Origin of the sequence: Streptomyces sp. NPDC005784 (assembly GCF_042871525.1) — a bacterium.
Classification (GTDB): domain Bacteria; phylum Actinomycetota; class Actinomycetes; order Streptomycetales; family Streptomycetaceae; genus Streptomyces.
Genome location: NZ_JBIAIQ010000006.1, coordinates 86,936 through 102,482 on the forward strand (window position 1 = coordinate 86,936; position 15,547 = coordinate 102,482).

The following is a 15,547-nucleotide window of genomic DNA, read 5'->3' on the forward strand; positions in this document are numbered from 1 at the left end:
GGCCCGTCCTCCCCAGCGGGCTCGCCCTATACGGAGGTTCCATGGCCGGCAATGTCACCTCGCTCTTTCGCGGCACCGCGGCGCACAGCCCGTCGATGGCCGCACTGACGCGGGAGGGCGACGGAGCCGGCCCGGTGGATTTCTGTATTCCCTGCAACCCGTACTTCCCCACGCCCGCGATGTTCGACGAACTCGCGAGCCGGTTGCGCGAGATCATCACCTACTACCCGAGCAGTGCCGACACGATCACCAGTGAGCTGTGCTCGCTGCTCCAACTTCCGCCGCAGTGCGTCGCGATGGGCAACGGTTCGACCGAACTCATCACATGGATCGATCACTTGCTGGTCCGTGAGTCCCTCGCCATACCCGTCCCCACGTTCGGCCGCTGGACCGACCAGCCCATGGAGACCGGCAAGCGGGTCGACATGTTCCCGCTCCAGGAGTCCACCGGCTTCGCGCTCGACCTCGCCGCGTACGCCAAGTTCATCCGCGCCCGCGGCACCAGGGTCGCCGTCATCTGCAACCCGAACAACCCCGACGGCGGCTTCCTGCCGCGCCAGTCGGTCATCCAGTTCATGGACGCGATGGCCGATCTGGACCTGGTCATCATCGACGAGTCGTTCCTGGAGTTCGCCGACGCCGAGTCCGAGCCCAGCGTGGTCGAGGACGCGGTCATGCGGCCCAACGTCATCGTGCTGCGCAGCCTCGGCAAGAACTTCGGCCTGCACGGCATCCGCTTCGGCTACATGGTCGCCAACCCCTCGCTGGCCGGCAAGGTCCGCTCGATGCTGCCGAAGTGGAACCTCAACTCCTTCGCGGAGACCGTGGTGTTCATGCTCAAGAACCACGGCGCCGAATACATGGAGAGCCTGCACATGGTCCGCCGCGACCGGCTCGACATGGCCCGCCAGCTCTCCGCGCTGCCCGGTCTGACGATCTACCCCTCGCAGGGCAACTTCCTGTTCGTACGCCTCCCCGTCGGCGCCGAAGGCACCGTGGTCCGGGACCGGCTGCTCACCGAGCACCGCATCCTGGTCCGCGAGTGCGGCAACAAGGTCGGTTCGTCCAGCCGCTTCCTGAGACTCGTGGTACGACCCCAGACGGACGTGCGTCGCCTGGTGGCCGGCCTGGAGCAGGTGCTCTACGGATCCAGGAAGGCAACCGCCGCACCCGAGCTGAGCAACGGTGCCGGCTACAGCTCGGGTACGGCCATGGTGGACCGTCTCGTCGGCTCGACCAACGGAGCGGGCATGCAGGGGCTGGCCGCCCAGGCCAACGCCTGGCCCGGACAGCCCGCTCAGCCCCAGCCGGTGGCGGCGGCCGCCCCGCAGCCCAGCCTGCCGCCCGGTCCGCCGGCGCGGCCCGCCGCGGCATCGCCCTACCCCGCCCAGCAGCCCGTCGCGGCCCCGGTCTACCCGGCCCAGCAGCAGCCCATGGCGGCCCCGGGCTACCCCACTCCGCAGCCCACCAGCTGGCCGGCCGCGGCCCAGGGCCCAGGTGCGATGCCGGCCCAGATGCCGCCCGCGGCGATGCCCGGGCCGGCCCAGTCGGCCGGTCTCCAGCCGGCCGCCCAGACGGGCATGCCCGGCATGGCGGGCGCCCCCTCCATGGGCGCTCAGGGCGGCCTGACGGCGGCCCAGGTCCGGGGCAGGACACAGCCCGAACCACCGCCGCCCCAGGCGGACGCCGGCTGGGGAGCCGTGGGCGCGATGCTGTACAACCAGGCCGGTTAGAAGGCCACTCATATCGCCGGGCGGACCTCCGCGCGGCCTGCCACCGGGCCGGCCGCCGGGAACCGCCCGTGACCGACGGCGTCGGGCAGGGCAGAAGTACGCCCGCCCGACGCCGGAGGGACCCTTGTGCCCGGTGCCGCGAACACCCGCGCCGGACACCACGGCGCGGTGCCCGCGGATCCGAGGCACCGACGCCTTCGCCTTTCACCCGTCCCCGCCTCCCGACGCACCCCTGTGCGGTCGGAGACCGGCGCGTCCTCCGCGTCGGCGGCGGCCCCCGGGCGGCCCTCCCCAAGTCGACCGCGCGGACCGCACTCCGGGCCGGGGGCCGGGCAAGGTGTCCAACAAGCAACTTGACGTGCTGTCACTTTGCGGAACTGACAGCCTACCGACAGCATCCACTCCTATGGTGCCGTGTCCATGACAGATTCCCCCTCGAAAGACATGTCAGAGGCCCCGCTCGGGCGCCGAACCGTACTGATCGCCACGGGCGCCACGGCCGCGGCACTGGCGGTCGGCGCGGCGGTCCCCGCCGCCGCGGCCGTCTGCACCCTCACCAAGGAGATGACCGAAGGCCCCTACTACCTCGACGGACAGCTCGTCCGCGCCGACGTCACCGAAGGCAAGGCGGGCGCCCCGCTCAAGCTGGTGCTCACCGTCGTCGACGACTCCACCTGCGCGGCGATCAGCAACGCGCTCGTGGAGATCTGGCACTGCGACGCGCTCGGCGAGTACTCCGGCTTCGTCGGCAACAACGGCCACAGCGAGGCGGACGACGGCACGTTCCTGCGCGGCGGCGTCCTGACGAACGCGTCCGGCGTCGCGAACCTCACCACGATCTACCCCGGCTGGTACCGGGGCCGCTGCGTGCACATCCACGTCAAGGTGCACACCGGCGTCACCCTCACCTCCGACGGCTCCTTCACCGGCGGCCAGGAACTCCACACCGGCCAGCTCTTCTTCAACGAGACGATCACCGTGGCGATGGCCAAGGTGTCCCCGTACTCGACCAACAAGGTCACCCGCACCACCCTCGCCCAGGACTCCGTCTACGACGACGGAGGCGCCCCCTCCGGCCTCCTGACCCTGACGGCCCTCGGCAGCACCACCTCCGCCGGCTACACCGGCACCCTGACGCTCGGCGTCGTGACGAGCTGACCCGCCTTTCCCCCCACGGAGGCCGGGGGCGGTCCGCGACCTCGCGGGCCGCCCCCGGCCGCGACGGATGGGACGGAAGTGACGGATGAGACGACGGGTCGCCGTTTCCGGCGTTCCGCGCCCCTCCGGTCACGCCCATACCGCGTAATCCCCCGCGCCGAGATCGTCATACGACCATCAAATGATCTGCCCCTGTGGACAATGGCCGCACCTCCCCCGGGTTCTCGGTATCGGACCGAGCGGGGGACCCCCGTCGCCGTCCCCGGGAGAACCCGCATGGTGTTGAGCAGACGTACCTTCAGCGCACTCGCGGGCACCGCCGCACTCGGCCTCTCGCTGAGCGGCAGTGGGGGCGGCGAAGCGTGCGCGGCAGGAAGGACGCCTCTCGCACCCACCGGGCCCGCGCCCGCACCGCCCACCGCCGACGGCAGGGCGCACACGGTCGGCTTCGACCGCTACTCGATGCTGATCGACGGCAGGCGCCTGGTGATCTGGTCCGGAGAGGTCCACCCGTTCCGGCTGCCGAGCCCGTCCCTGTGGCGGGACGTCCTGCAGAAACTGCGCGCCCACGGGTACAACGCGATCAGCATCTACGTCGCGTGGAACTACCACTCCCCCGCCCCCGGGCAGTACGACTTCACCGGGGTCCGCGACCTCGACCTGTTCCTGCGGACCGCCGCCGAGACCGGGCTGTACGTCATCCTGCGCCCCGGTCCGTACATCAACGCCGAGGTCGACGCGGGCGGCTTCCCCGGCTGGCTGACCGCCACCCCGGGGGTGGCCCGCACCTCCGACCCGACCTATCTGAAGTACGTCGACGAGTGGCTGACCGCCGTCGACCGCATCGCCGCCCGCCACCTCCATACCGACGGCGGCGGCACGATCGTCCTCTACCAACTGGAGAACGAGTACGACGACCACGTGACCGAGCCCGCCGGCCGCGACTACATGGCGCACCTGTACGCCAAGGTGCGGGCGGACGGCATCGACGTGCCGCTCTTCCACAACGACAAGGGCAGGAACGGCCGTTGGGCCCCCGGCACCTTCGACACGGGCGGCGAGAGCGGGCGTTACCTCTACGGTTTCGACGGCTACCCCTCCCCCTTCAAGACACCACCGGACTGGGGGTACTTCGGCCCCGGCGGCATGAAGGGCGGCTCGACCGCGAGTCCCGACACGCCGGGGTTCATCCCCGAGTTCGGAGGCGGCTGGTTCGACCCGTGGGGCGGGGCGGAGTTCGACGGCCTGGGTTACGCCCAGTCGCGCCGCACCCGGGACGCGGCCTACGAGCGGCGCTTCTACCTCACCAACCTCGCCAACGGCATCACGGTCCACAACGTCTACATGACCTTCGGCGGCACGTCCTGGGGCTGGCTGCCCGCGCCGATCGTCTACACGTCGTACGACTACGGGGCCGCCCTCGACGAGGCACGTCAGCCGACCGAGAAGCTCGTCCCGATGCACCAGATCGGCCAACTGCTGCACTCCGTGCCCGACTTGGCGAAGCTGGACCCCGCCGATCCGGTCCCGGGCGACTACCCGGGAGCCGGTCCCGGCATCAAGGCGTACCACCTCGTCAACCCGGACACGAAGGCTCACTTCCACGTCCTGCGCAACGACTCGTCCGCCGAGGCCGTCGCCTCCGTCCCGCTCGCGGGCACGACCGTCGCGGTGCCGGTGCCCGGCCTCGACGCCCGGCTGCTCGCCGCCGGTATCGCCCTGGGACGAAGGAAGTTGAGCTACTCCACCGCCCAGCCGATGCTGTGGCTGACCGCGGGACGGCAGGACATCGCGGTGTTCACGGGCCGGGCGGGCGAGTCGACGCACACCTGCCTGGAGTCCGCGAGCGAGCCGACGGTCACCGTGCTGGACGGGGAGGCCGGGCACAACTACGGGGACGGCGTGCTGCGGATCGACGCCGTGCTGGACGGCATCACCCGGGTCCGGGTGGAGGGCGGCGGTGTCGCCGCCCCCCTGCTCCTGCTGTTCGCCGACGACGAGAGCTCCCGCGTGCTGTGGCGGTACGACACTCCGTCGGGTCCGGTGCTGGTGCGCGGCCCGGCGCTGCTGCGCACGGCCGCCCTGCGCGGCACGGCCGTCCACCTCACCGGCGACACGGTGGAGGCGGCGGACCTGGAGGTGTGGGGGCCGCGGTGGATGAGCGAACTCGTCTGGAACCACGGCACGTTGAAGTCCCTCGCCACCGCCTCCGGCAGCCTGCGGGCCGAGCGGCCGCTGGCCGGCGTGGACCAGGTGCGGCTGCCCGCCCTGACCGACTGGCGCCGGGCCGGGGAGAATCCCGAATCGGCCGCCGACTACGACGACACGGCGTGGCGGGTCACCGACAGGACGTCCTCGTACAGCATCACTCCCGTCCCCGCCGGGCAGCCCGTGCTGTTCGCCGACGACTACGGCTTCCACTACGGCGACGTCTGGTACCGCGGGCACTTCGCGGACGCGGGCGACGCGGAGTCCGTGTCCCTCTCCTATGTCGCCGGCGCACAGGGGCTGTTGATGGCCTGGCTGGACGGTGAGGCGCTGGGCACGCACCGGATGCCGGTGCCGGACAAGAAGACCGTTCGGCAGGGGACCTGGGCGGCCACCGCCACCTTTCCGGTCCGGCCGCGGGACGGGCACTCCCATGTGCTGTCCGTCCTGGTCCGGCGGATGCAGCACGACGAGGACGGGAAGGCTAACGACGCGCACAAGGCGGCCCGGGGTCTGACGGCCGTCGCCTTCGCCGGGGCCGCTCCCGCGATCCGCTGGCGCGTCCAGGGCGCGGCGGCCCCCGATCCGGTGCGCGGACCGCTGAACACCGGAGGTCTGCACGGGGAGCGGCACGGCTGGCATCTGCCGGGGTTCGCGGACGGCGGCTGGAAGGCCGTCGGGTTCCCGCGCGCCGAACGACGGCAGGGCGTCACCTGGTACCGCACCGGCTTCCGGCTCGCCGTGGACGCCGGAGTGGACGCCTCGATCGGGCTCACCCTCACCGACGATCCGGCCCGCGCCTATCGTGTCCAGATCTTCCTGAACGGCTGGAACATGGGCCAGTACATCAACGACGTAGGGCCCCAGCACACGTTCGTCCTGCCCAACGGGGTGCTGCGCACACGGGGGCGCAACACACTGGCCCTCGCGGTGCTGTCCGACGGGACCACACCCGCCGGCCCCGGCCGGGTGGAACTGACGCTGCTGGGGAGCGCGGCCGGAGGAGTACCGGTGACCCCGGTGGACTCCCCCGGCCCCAGCACCGCCCAGGACAGGTCCTAGGCCAGCCGGATCACGTTCCAGGACAGCGGCTCCAGTACGGCGCTCAGCGTGCCTTCCCGGAGCGTGGTCCCCTCGACGGGGTGCGGGGTGACCCGCTCCTGGTCGTGCAGGGTGTTGGTGGCGTCCGGGTCGGCGTCGGCGAGTGCTCTGTGCTCGACGACCGTCGTCAACCCCATCCGGTTCAGGGCGACTTCGAGCGGCAGCGACTCGGCCTGGCTGCGGTTGACGGCGAAGACGGTGACCGAGCCGTCCTCGGCGCGCACCGCGGTGGCGTGCAGCAGGTCGGCCTCGCCGTACTTGCGGGTCGGGTACGTCGGCGAGTCCACCCGGACGTCGAGGACCTGCCCGCGCCCGTGCGCCGACGCCTGCGCGAAGGGGTAGAAGGTCGTCTGACGCCAGGCCGGGCCGCCCGGTTCGGTCATGATCGGCGCGATGACGTTGACGAGCTGGGCGAGACAGGCGACGGCCACCCGGTCCGCGTGCCGCAGCAGCGCGATGAGCAACGAGCCGAACACGACCGCGTCCGTGACGGAGTAGGCGTCCTCCAGCAGGCGCGGGGCCTCCTGCCAGTCCTCGACCGGGTGCGGGTTGGGCCGGCTCTGGTACCAGACGTTCCACTCGTCGAAGGAGAGGTTGATCCTCTTCGCGGACTTCAGGCGGGCGCCCACGTGGTCGCAGGTGGCCACCACGTTCTCGATGAACGACTCGGTGTCGACGGCGGAGGCGAGGAAGGAGTCCCGGTCGCCGTCGGTCTCCTCGTAGTAGGCGTGCAGGGAGATGTGGTCGACGAGGTCGTACGTCTCGGCGAGGACCGTCGACTCCCACTCGGCGAAGGTCGGCATCCCCTGCCCCGAGGATCCGCACGCGACGAGTTCGAGGTCCGGCTCGATCTGCCGCATCGCGCGGGCGGTCTCGGCGGCGAGCCGGCCGTACTCCTCGGCGGTCTTGTGGCCGGTCTGCCAGGGGCCGTCCATCTCGTTGCCGAGGCACCAGAGCCCGATGCGGAACGGGTCCTTGTCGCCGTGCGCGATCCGCAGGTCGGAACGGGCCGTTCCGGAAGGGTGGTTGGCGTACTCCTGGAGCTCCAGTGCCTCGGCGACCCCGCGCGTGCCGAGGTTGACGGCCATCATCGGCTCGGCCTGCGGGCCGATCTTCTTCAGGAAGTCGATGTACTCGCTGAGACCGAAGCGGTTGGACTCGGTGGAGCGCCAGGCGAGGTCGAGGCGGCGGGGCCGCTCCTCGGCGGGGCCCACCGAGTCCTCCCAGTTGTAGCCGGAGACGAAGTTGCCGCCGGGGTAGCGGACTGCCGTGACACCGAGCTCGCGGACCAGCTCCAGCACGTCCGTGCGCAGGCCTTCGGGATCCGCGGCGGGGTGGCCGGGTTCGAAGATGCCGGTGTAGACGCAGCGGCCGAGGTGCTCGACGAAGGATCCGAAGAGACGGGGGTTGACCTCGCCGATGGTGAAGGCGGGGTCGAGGGCGAAGCGGGCGGTGCGCATGGGGTCCTTTCGGGGGGCGCCTTGAGGGGAGTACCTGTGTTTCATGGGCTGTGCGGTCCGTCGCGGCCACGCCGCGGAGCCGCGTACCGACGCGGCCCCGCACCGCCCTAGCCGACGACGGGCCAGCCGGTCTTCGTCCAGCTCAGCCTGTTCAGGCCCAGCTTGGGTGTGCCGTTGTCGTCCGCGTCGTAGTAGTGGTAGGCGAGCCAGTCCTGGCCGCCGTCCCGGAAGACGGACTCTCCGCCGGGGCCGATGTAGCGGCCGTGGCCGGCCAGCAGGAGGTCGCCGCCGCCGTCGAGCATCGGTGTGCCCGTGCTGTCCGTGTACGGGCCGGTCACCGACGTCGACCGGCCCACCCTGATCTTGTACGTGGAGTTCACGCCCGCGCAGCACGCGTCGTACGAGGCGAACAGGTAGTAGTAGCGGCCGTGTTGGACCACGTACGGGCCCTCGACGGCGTACGGGGCGTCCGGGCGGGTCGCGAGGTGGTGGACGGGGGCGGCGGCCTCGGCCTTGCCTGTCCCCGGGTCCAGTTCGACCATGCGGATGCCCGTCCAGTACGAGCCGAACGTCATCCAGAGCCTGCCGTCGGCGCCGGTCACCGCCGGGTCGATGGCGTTCCAGGTGTCGGTGGTGTCCGAGGTGAAGACCTTGCCGTGGTCGGTCCAGGTGCCGGGCAGCCCGCTCGGGGAGGTGGCGACGCCGATCGCGGAGTGGTTGGTGCCCCAGGACGAGACCGCGTAGTACAGCCAGTAGCGGCCGGCGCGGTAGGAGATGTCCGGGGCCCAGGGGTCGCCGGTGGAGTTGTACTCGTACCACCAACTCGGCGGCGTGGCGAAGGCGTTGCCCGCATCGTCCCACTGGACCCGGTCCCGGGAGAGGCGGGCGCCGATCACTCCGCCGGTCGAATAGGCCACGTATCCGCCGGACTTGAGGTGGATGACGGTCGGGTCATGGATGATCTGTTGTCCGGTGATCGGCTGCGGGTCGGGGTAGCCGACGTCGGCCTGTGCGGTGGTCGGCAGCAGGGCGACGACGGCCGCGGCGAGCAGCGCGGCGAGTCGGTACGCGGTCAACTGGGGCTCCTCGTCCGGTCACTGGCCGGCCAGACCGGTGTGGGCGACACCCCGCACGATCTGGCTCTGGAAGAAGACGAACACGACGATCAGCGGGAGGCCCGCGATCAGGCCGCCCGCCATGAGCTGCGGCCAGATGATGCCGAAGGAGTTCTGCACGGTGGCGATGCCGTTCGGCATGGTCATCAGGTCGGGGTTGTTGGTCACCATGTACGGCCACAGGAAGTTGTTCCACGAGGCGATGAAGGTGAAGATCCCGACCGCCGACAGGGACGGCTTGGAGAGCGGGAGGACGATGGTGAAGAAGATCCGCCAGCGGCCCGCGCCGTCGATGAACGCGGCCTCCTCCAGCTCGCGGGGCAGCGACTGGAAGAACTTGTAGAGGATGTAGACCATGGCCGCCGGGGCGCACTGCGGCAGGATCATGCCCCAGTAGGTGTCGACCATGCCGAGCGACTGCACGGTCGCGAAGAGGGGGACGCCGAGGATGGCCGGGGAGAACATCAGGCCCGCCATCGTCAGGGCCATCAGGGCGGACTTGCCGCGGAACTCGGTGCGGGCGAAGCCGTATCCGGCGAGGGACGCGACGAGCAGCACGACGAAGGTGACGCAGACCGACACCACCAGGGAGTTCACGAACCAGTTGGGGATGTTGCCTGCTTCGAGGACGCTCTTCCAGGACGCCACCGTGAGGTGGTCGGGGATCCAGTGCGGGGAGGTCACCGACTCGGTCGGGGACTTCAGCGAGGTGGACAGTGCCCAGCCGAGCGGGGCCAGCCACACGAGGGACAGCGCGGCGGCGACCGCCGTCAGCGCGATCTGTCCCGGCGTCCAGGTGCTGCGGGCCTTGCGCGGTACGGGAGTCGGGGCGGTGGTGGTCGGGTCGGCGGTGGTCATCGGGCGTCCTCCTCGCGGAGCCGCAGCAGCCACATCCGCCCGAGGGCGACGGCCGCGATGATGAGGAACAGGATGAAGGAGATCGCGGAGGCGTAGCCCACGCGGTAGCTGGTGAAGCCCTGTTCGAGGGTGTACTGCACGAAGGTGCGGGTCGATTCCTCGGGCCCCGGGCCGAACTGGTACATGACGACCGCCTGGTCGAAGACCTGGAGCGAGGCGAGGACCTGGAGGGCGAACACCAGGCCGGTGATGTTGCGCAGGTTCGGCACGGTGATGTGCAGCATCCGCTGGAAGGCGTTGGCGCCGTCGAGTTCGGCCGCCTCGTACAGGTGGTGCGGGATGTTCTGGAGCGCGGCCAGGTAGAGCAGGAAGGAGAAGCCGACCGTCCACCACAGGGTCGCGACGACGACCGCGATCATGGCGGTGGACTTCTGGGTGAGCCAGGGGGTGTCGATGCCCAGGACGTGGTTGACCATGCCGTTGGTGGGCTGGAACAGCCACCACCACAGGTTGCCGACCACGGCCGACGGGAGCAGGAACGGCGCGAAGAAGCACAGCCGCCACAGCCACTTCAGGTGGGTGATGTGGTGGGCGATCAGTGCCATGAGGAGGGCCACGACGACGATGCAGGGCACGACGTAGAGGGTGAACTGGACGCTGTGCCACAGCGAGTTCCACACCAGGCGGTCCCGGAACGCCTCGCGGTAGTTGTCGAGGCCGATGAAGCGGGTGTGGTCGCCGGAAATGTTGGCGTCGGTGAGGCTGAGGTAGAGGCCGCGCACGACCGGGACGACGACGAACAGCCCGTACAGCACGAAGAACGGGGCGACGAACCAGCCGCCGTGCTGGAACCGGCGGCCCCAGCGCACGCGGGCGGATTCGGTCGCGGTGGCCGCGCGGGGCCGCAGGCCGGTGGCGGGGGCGAGGGTGGTGGTCACGCCGCGGTTCCCTTCAGCTCCTGGGCGGCGGTGCGGCCGTCCATCGGGTTCCGCATGGCGAGCAGTTCCTCCAGGACGGATTTCATCCGGCGGGCGGCGGCGGCCGGTTTCGCGGAGCCGACGTTGGAGGAGGCGACGACCGGGCCGATCCGCTTGGCGAGGGTGCCGGTGGAGCCGGCGAACCAGATGCGTGGTTCGGTGGCCGGGTGTTCCATGGCCGGACGGGAGTACTCGTTCTGCGGGATCAGCTTGAGGTAGGCCGGGTCCTGGAAGGTCGGCAGATAGGCGGGGACATGGCCGCCGCCCGCCCAGGCGGTGGCGTGCTTGACCATGTAGGCGGCCAGCAGGTGCGCGCCCTCGTTGGCGGGGCCGCCGCGGTCGGCCTGGTGCGGCAGGACGAAGGAGTGCGACTCGGCGTGGGTGGCCGGGGTGCCGAAGACCGGGGGCAGCGGCTGGGCCCCGTAACCGACCTTCTCGCCACTGAAGTACGGAACCGACCAGTTCCCCTCCCACACGAACGGCGATCCGGCGAGGAACGCCTCGGCGTCGGTCTGGCCGACGATCGTGTAGCCGTCGGCGACGTGCTGGTGCAGGAACTCCAGGACCTGGGTGGCCTTGTCGGTGTCGAAGGTGACGTCGGTGCGGTCGTCGTCGAAGTAGCCGCCGCCGAGCTGCTGGTAGAAGGCGACGAAGAACCACCAGGAGAAGTTCTGGTCGAAGGCGTGCAGGCCGAGGGTCTGCTGTCCGTCCTTCAGCTGCTTCTTGGCCTCCTTGAGGATGGCGAACCAGTCGTCGGTGGAGGTCGCGGTCGGCAGCTTGCCGTCCGCGTCGAGCAGGCCGGCCTTTCGGCAGACGTCCGTCCGGTAGAAGCTCAGCTGGACATGGATGTCGAGGGGCAGGGCGTAGAGCTTGCCGTCGACGATGCCGCGCTTCCAGAGCACGGGGTTGAAGTCGGCTTCCCGGACGCCGTACTTGGTGAGCAGGTCCATGTCCCAGGGGTCCAGGAGCCGGCCGGGCGCAAAGCCGGGCACGCGGCCCTGGTGCATGACGCTGAGGTCCGGCGCGCGGTTGCCCGCGGCGGCCATCGCGAGCTTCGTGTAGTACGGGTCGCCCCAGGTGAGGGTGGAATCCTTGACCGCGATGCCGGGATGTTCCTTACGGAAGGCGTCCACCATCGCGACCATGTTGGCCCCGTCGCCTCCCGTGAAGAGATTCCAGTAACGGACCCGGGTGCTCGCGCCGGAGGCGAGCGCGTCCGCGCCGGTGCCGAGCGCGGCGAAGCCGAGACTGCCCGCGACCGTCAGCCCGCCCACCGCGGAGAGGAGTTGCCTGCGGTTCAGGCCAGGTCGTCCCATACCGTGCTCCCACTGTTCGAAATTTCGTCAGGTGATCGCAACTTCGAACGGGACCGTAGATAGGAAGCGCTTACTCGTCAATGGTTTGCGCAAAATCAGTGGCGCAAAAACGCGAGTCCCCGCCCGGTGACCGGCACCTGGGCGGGGACTCGCGACGGGGCTTCGGGTGTGTCGGTTATCCGGCGAACTCCGGCTGCGGCAGGCCCTTGCCCGCGCCGGGGACGACGAGCAGGGAGCCGGACATCGGGTGCGGTGCGGTCAGGCCCGTGCGGGCGGTGGTGATGTACAGGTCGGTGAGGTCGGCGCCGCCGAACGCGCAGGCGGTGGGGCGGCGGACCGGCAGTTCGAGGACCCGGTCCAGCGTGCCGTCCGGCGTGTAGCGGCGGACCGCTCCGCCGTCCCAGAGGGCCACCCAGACGCAGCCGTCGGCGTCCACCGTCAGACCGTCGGGGAATCCGTCCTCCACGGTCGCGAACGGGCGCCTGCCGAACGGGAGTTGATCGTCGCCGATGTCGAAGACGTCGATGCGGCGGGTCGGCGAGTCGACGTAGTAGACATGGCGCCCGTCGGGGCTCCAGCCCGTGCCGTTGCTGACGGTCACGTCGTCGAGGATCGGGCGGACCGTGCCGTCGGGGGCGATCCGCGACAGCGTGCCCCCGCCGGGTGCCTCGTCGTAGCGCATGGTGCCGGCCCAGAGTGAGCCGTCGGGAGCGACGGCCGCGTCATTGGCACGCCGGCCGGGGACGGGCTCCCGGTGCAGCCAGCGGAACGCACCGGCGGAAGCCTTGGCACCGGTGGCACCGGTGCCACCGGCGGGTCCGGCGGGTCCGGCGGGTCCGGCGGGTCCGGCGGGTCCGTGGGCTCCCGCGGCTCCCGCGGCTCCCGCGGCTCCCGCGGCTCCCGCGGCTCCCGCGGCTCCCGCGGCTCCCGCGACACCGTGGGCTCCCGCGACACCGGTGGCACCGGTGGCACCGGTGGCACCGGTGGTGGACCCTCCTGAGTCCGCCGGCCCGTAAAGGCCCACGCCGTCGCGGAGGTTGACGACCAGGCCGCCGCCCGCCCGAGGCTTGGCGGCACCCACGTGCTGCTCGGTGGTCATCACCGTGCGGCGGCCGGAGGCGGGGTCGTAGGTGTGGATCCGGGAGCCGAGGACGTCGACCCAGATGAGCCGGCGCGCCCGGGTGTCCCAGGTCGGGCCCTCGCCGAGCGCCGCGTGCGCGGGGACCGCGACCTCGACGGCGGCGACCTCGACGGCGGTCATCGCACGTTCCGGTGGCCGAGCCGCTCGGACAGTTCGGCGGCGCCCTTCGCCGCGAGCTGCTCCAGCTCGACGCGGCGTTCGTCGCTCCAGCGGATCATCGGTACGGAGATCGAGAGCGCCGCGACGACCTGCCCCGCACGGTCGCGCACCGGGGCTGCCACACAGCTGACGTCCGGATTGGACTCACGGCTCTCGACGGCGATCCCGCGGCTGCGGATCTCGGCGAGGGCCTCACGCAGGGCGCCCGGCTCGGTGATGCTGTTGGGCGTCATCGCGACGAGGTCGGCGTCGTCGGGGACGCGTGAGGTCAGCTCCGGCTCGGTGAGGGAGGCGAGCAGCATCTTGCCGACGGAGGTGCAGTGCGCGGGAAGGCGGCGGCCGGCCGCCGAGACCATGCGGACGGCGTGCGTGGAGTCGACCTTCGCGATGTAGATGACGTCGGTGCCTTCGAGGATCGCCACGTGTACGGTCTCGTCGCAGGTCTCGGCGACGGAGCGGGCGACCTGCTGGCCCTCGGCCGCGAGGTCGAGCTGCTCGGCGTAGCGGCTGCCGAGCTGGTACGGGCGTACGCCGAGCCGGTACCGTCCCGGCTGACCGGGCACCTGCACGATGTACGAGCGGGCGGCGAGCGTGGTCACCAGTTCGTGCACGGTCGTGCGCGGCAGCTGGAGTCTGCGCACGATGTCGGGGGCGGAGAGAGTCCCGTCCCCGTCGAGAAAGAGCTCCAGTATGTCCAGAGCCCGGGTCACGGCAGGTACGAGGCGTCCCACAACCGGCCCCCTCTCTTTTGTTCGAAATTTCAACAGACGATCGGGATGACGAACAGAGGCCAGGCTAGTCATAGTGCCCTCGGGCGGGCAATGGTTTGGGGGCGCCCCCTGCTCGGCGGTGCCCGTGGCGGACCCCACGACAGACCCCACGGCGACCCCCGCGATGGATCCTCGCACCCGGCGCGACGGCCGGACGGGCGGGGGCGGCGGCCGGGTCAGCGGCGAGGACGGGGGTCTCCGAGTTCGCCGCGGAGGCGTTGTGCGCGGAGCACCAGTTCCAGCTCGAACCGCCGGTCGGGGTCGTCGATCTCGTCGCCCCACAGTTCCCTGATCTGCCGGAGGCGGTAACGGACGGTCTGCGGGTGGACACCGAGACGGGCCGCGACCTCGGGCGCGCCTCCCCGTGTCTCCAGCCAGGCCAGCAACGTCGCCGCGAGCCGCCGGCCGTGCGTGGGCCCGCAGTGGGCGAGCGGTTCCAGGCAGCGCAGGGCGAGATCGTCGATCAGCTCCTCGGGCTGGAGCAGCACCAGGGCCTCGGTGTGCTCGGTGCAGTACAGGACCTCACCGGCGGGAAGCAGCCGCCGCTCCATGAGGCGTACGGCGGCCTCGGCCCAGCGCAGCGACTTCGCGGCGTCGGCCAGCGGCACCGGCGGCCCGATCGCCCCGGCCCACCCGGTCAGCGCCCTGTGCAGCAGCTCGGGGCGGCCCGCGGCGGCCGGCTCGGGCACGACCATGCGCGGCCGCTCGTACTCCATGTCGAGCAGCACGCCCGGTCCGACGGCGGGCGCGACGGCTTCCCGGGCCGGGCGCAGCAGTACTCCGACGGCCAGCCGGTCGGGCAGCGGCCAGCCGATCCGGGCAGCCCGTTCGACGAGCCCCTCGGTGTCGCCCCGGGAGTGGTGCTCGGAGAGCAGCAGCTCCATCAGGCGGCGCTGGAGACGCAGCCGCTCCCCGGCCTGCCTGGCGGCGGCCTCGGCGTAGCCGCGTACGGACTGGTCGACGAGGCCGTCCAGGTACTCGTATCCCGCGTCGACGAGCTCGTACATCGCCGGGGGCGGGATGTCGACCCGCTGCCCGATCTCCGCGAACCGGCGCCAGGCGAGTCTGACCCCCAGGCGGTAGATCGCCTGGAGCGCGTCGAGGGTGCGGCCGTGCATGCCCTCGCCCCGGCCGAATTCCTGGAAGACCTCGGGGTGGACGCGGGGGCGGCCCTCCGCCGTCTCCAGGTGCTGGACGAAGACCTCGATGGCGCGGCGGATGCCGACCAGGGCCATGGGCTCGCCGGAGTCGTCGAGGACGAGGGGCAACTGCGGGTACTCGCGGCGGATCTCGCGCAGGATCTCCTCGGCGAGGACCGGCGCCTCGGCCATGGCGATCGTCGCGAACTGTCGTACCTGGAGGCGGGGCACATCGTGCCAGGCCGAGCGCGCGGGAGCGGTTCCCGGGCGGCCCGGTGCGCTTCGGTCCGGGTCCTGGTCCGGATCCGGGGTGTCGCGTCCGGCGCCGGGAGGGCGAAGGCGGCCCGTGCCGGGCGGACCGCCACGGCCCGCGCCGGAGGGGCGGCCTCGCCCGGACTCCCCTTCGTCGGAG

At 71.3% G+C, this 15,547-nt stretch carries 11 protein-coding genes; 3 read left to right on the forward strand and 8 right to left on the reverse strand.

The annotated features are described in order from the left end of the window. Positions 1 to 41: 41 nt before the first annotated feature. The 3 genes from ACFYR3_RS12910 (at position 42) to ACFYR3_RS12920 (ending at position 6,161) form a co-directional block, all read left to right on the forward strand. On the forward strand, positions 42 to 1,733 hold the full coding sequence (locus tag ACFYR3_RS12910; RefSeq protein ID WP_389282795.1) for an aminotransferase class I/II-fold pyridoxal phosphate-dependent enzyme: 1,692 nt from the start codon (positions 42 to 44) through the stop codon (positions 1,731 to 1,733). 420 nt (positions 1,734 to 2,153) lie between these two features. Then, the gene (locus tag ACFYR3_RS12915; RefSeq protein ID WP_389282797.1) at positions 2,154 to 2,891 is read left to right on the forward strand and encodes an intradiol ring-cleavage dioxygenase; all 738 of its coding nucleotides are present in this window, start codon (positions 2,154 to 2,156) and stop codon (positions 2,889 to 2,891) included. A 276-nt stretch (positions 2,892 to 3,167) separates the two neighbouring features. Beyond that, complete coding sequence (locus ACFYR3_RS12920; protein WP_389282798.1) at positions 3,168 to 6,161, forward strand: beta-galactosidase; 2,994 nt, start codon at positions 3,168 to 3,170, stop codon at positions 6,159 to 6,161. Here the strand turns inward: ACFYR3_RS12920 and ACFYR3_RS12925 are convergent. The 8 genes from ACFYR3_RS12925 to ACFYR3_RS12960 form a co-directional block, all read right to left on the reverse strand. Beyond that, complete coding sequence (locus ACFYR3_RS12925) at positions 6,158 to 7,660, reverse strand: alpha-N-arabinofuranosidase (protein ID WP_355851151.1); 1,503 nt, start codon at positions 7,658 to 7,660, stop codon at positions 6,158 to 6,160. The genes ACFYR3_RS12920 and ACFYR3_RS12925 overlap by 4 nt on opposite strands. 107 nt (positions 7,661 to 7,767) lie before the next feature. Continuing rightward, entirely contained in the window at positions 7,768 to 8,736 is a 969-nt protein-coding gene (locus ACFYR3_RS12930; RefSeq protein WP_355851154.1) for an arabinan endo-1,5-alpha-L-arabinosidase, read from the reverse strand. Positions 8,737 to 8,754: 18 nt separating this feature from the next. Continuing rightward, the gene (locus ACFYR3_RS12935; protein ID WP_389282801.1) at positions 8,755 to 9,633 is read right to left on the reverse strand and encodes a carbohydrate ABC transporter permease; all 879 of its coding nucleotides are present in this window, start codon (positions 9,631 to 9,633) and stop codon (positions 8,755 to 8,757) included. Beyond that, positions 9,630 to 10,571, reverse strand: coding sequence for a sugar ABC transporter permease (locus tag ACFYR3_RS12940; RefSeq protein WP_355851160.1), 942 nt, complete (start codon positions 10,569 to 10,571; stop codon positions 9,630 to 9,632). Before ACFYR3_RS12940 ends, ACFYR3_RS12935 begins: the two co-directional genes overlap by 4 nt. After that, on the reverse strand, positions 10,568 to 11,926 hold the full coding sequence (locus tag ACFYR3_RS12945) for an extracellular solute-binding protein (RefSeq protein WP_355851163.1): 1,359 nt from the start codon (positions 11,924 to 11,926) through the stop codon (positions 10,568 to 10,570). Before ACFYR3_RS12945 ends, ACFYR3_RS12940 begins: the two co-directional genes overlap by 4 nt. Before the next feature lie 175 nt (positions 11,927 to 12,101). Continuing rightward, positions 12,102 to 13,187 (reverse strand): SMP-30/gluconolactonase/LRE family protein, encoded by a 1,086-nt coding sequence (locus ACFYR3_RS12950; protein WP_389282802.1) that lies wholly within the window; start codon positions 13,185 to 13,187, stop codon positions 12,102 to 12,104. Continuing rightward, on the reverse strand, positions 13,184 to 13,957 hold the full coding sequence (locus tag ACFYR3_RS12955) for an IclR family transcriptional regulator (protein ID WP_355851169.1): 774 nt from the start codon (positions 13,955 to 13,957) through the stop codon (positions 13,184 to 13,186). The genes ACFYR3_RS12950 and ACFYR3_RS12955 overlap by 4 nt, the downstream gene beginning before the upstream one ends. Positions 13,958 to 14,172: 215 nt before the next feature. Next, the gene (locus ACFYR3_RS12960) at positions 14,173 to 15,366 is read right to left on the reverse strand and encodes a helix-turn-helix domain-containing protein (RefSeq protein ID WP_355851171.1); all 1,194 of its coding nucleotides are present in this window, start codon (positions 15,364 to 15,366) and stop codon (positions 14,173 to 14,175) included. Positions 15,367 to 15,547: the final 181 nt, after the last annotated feature.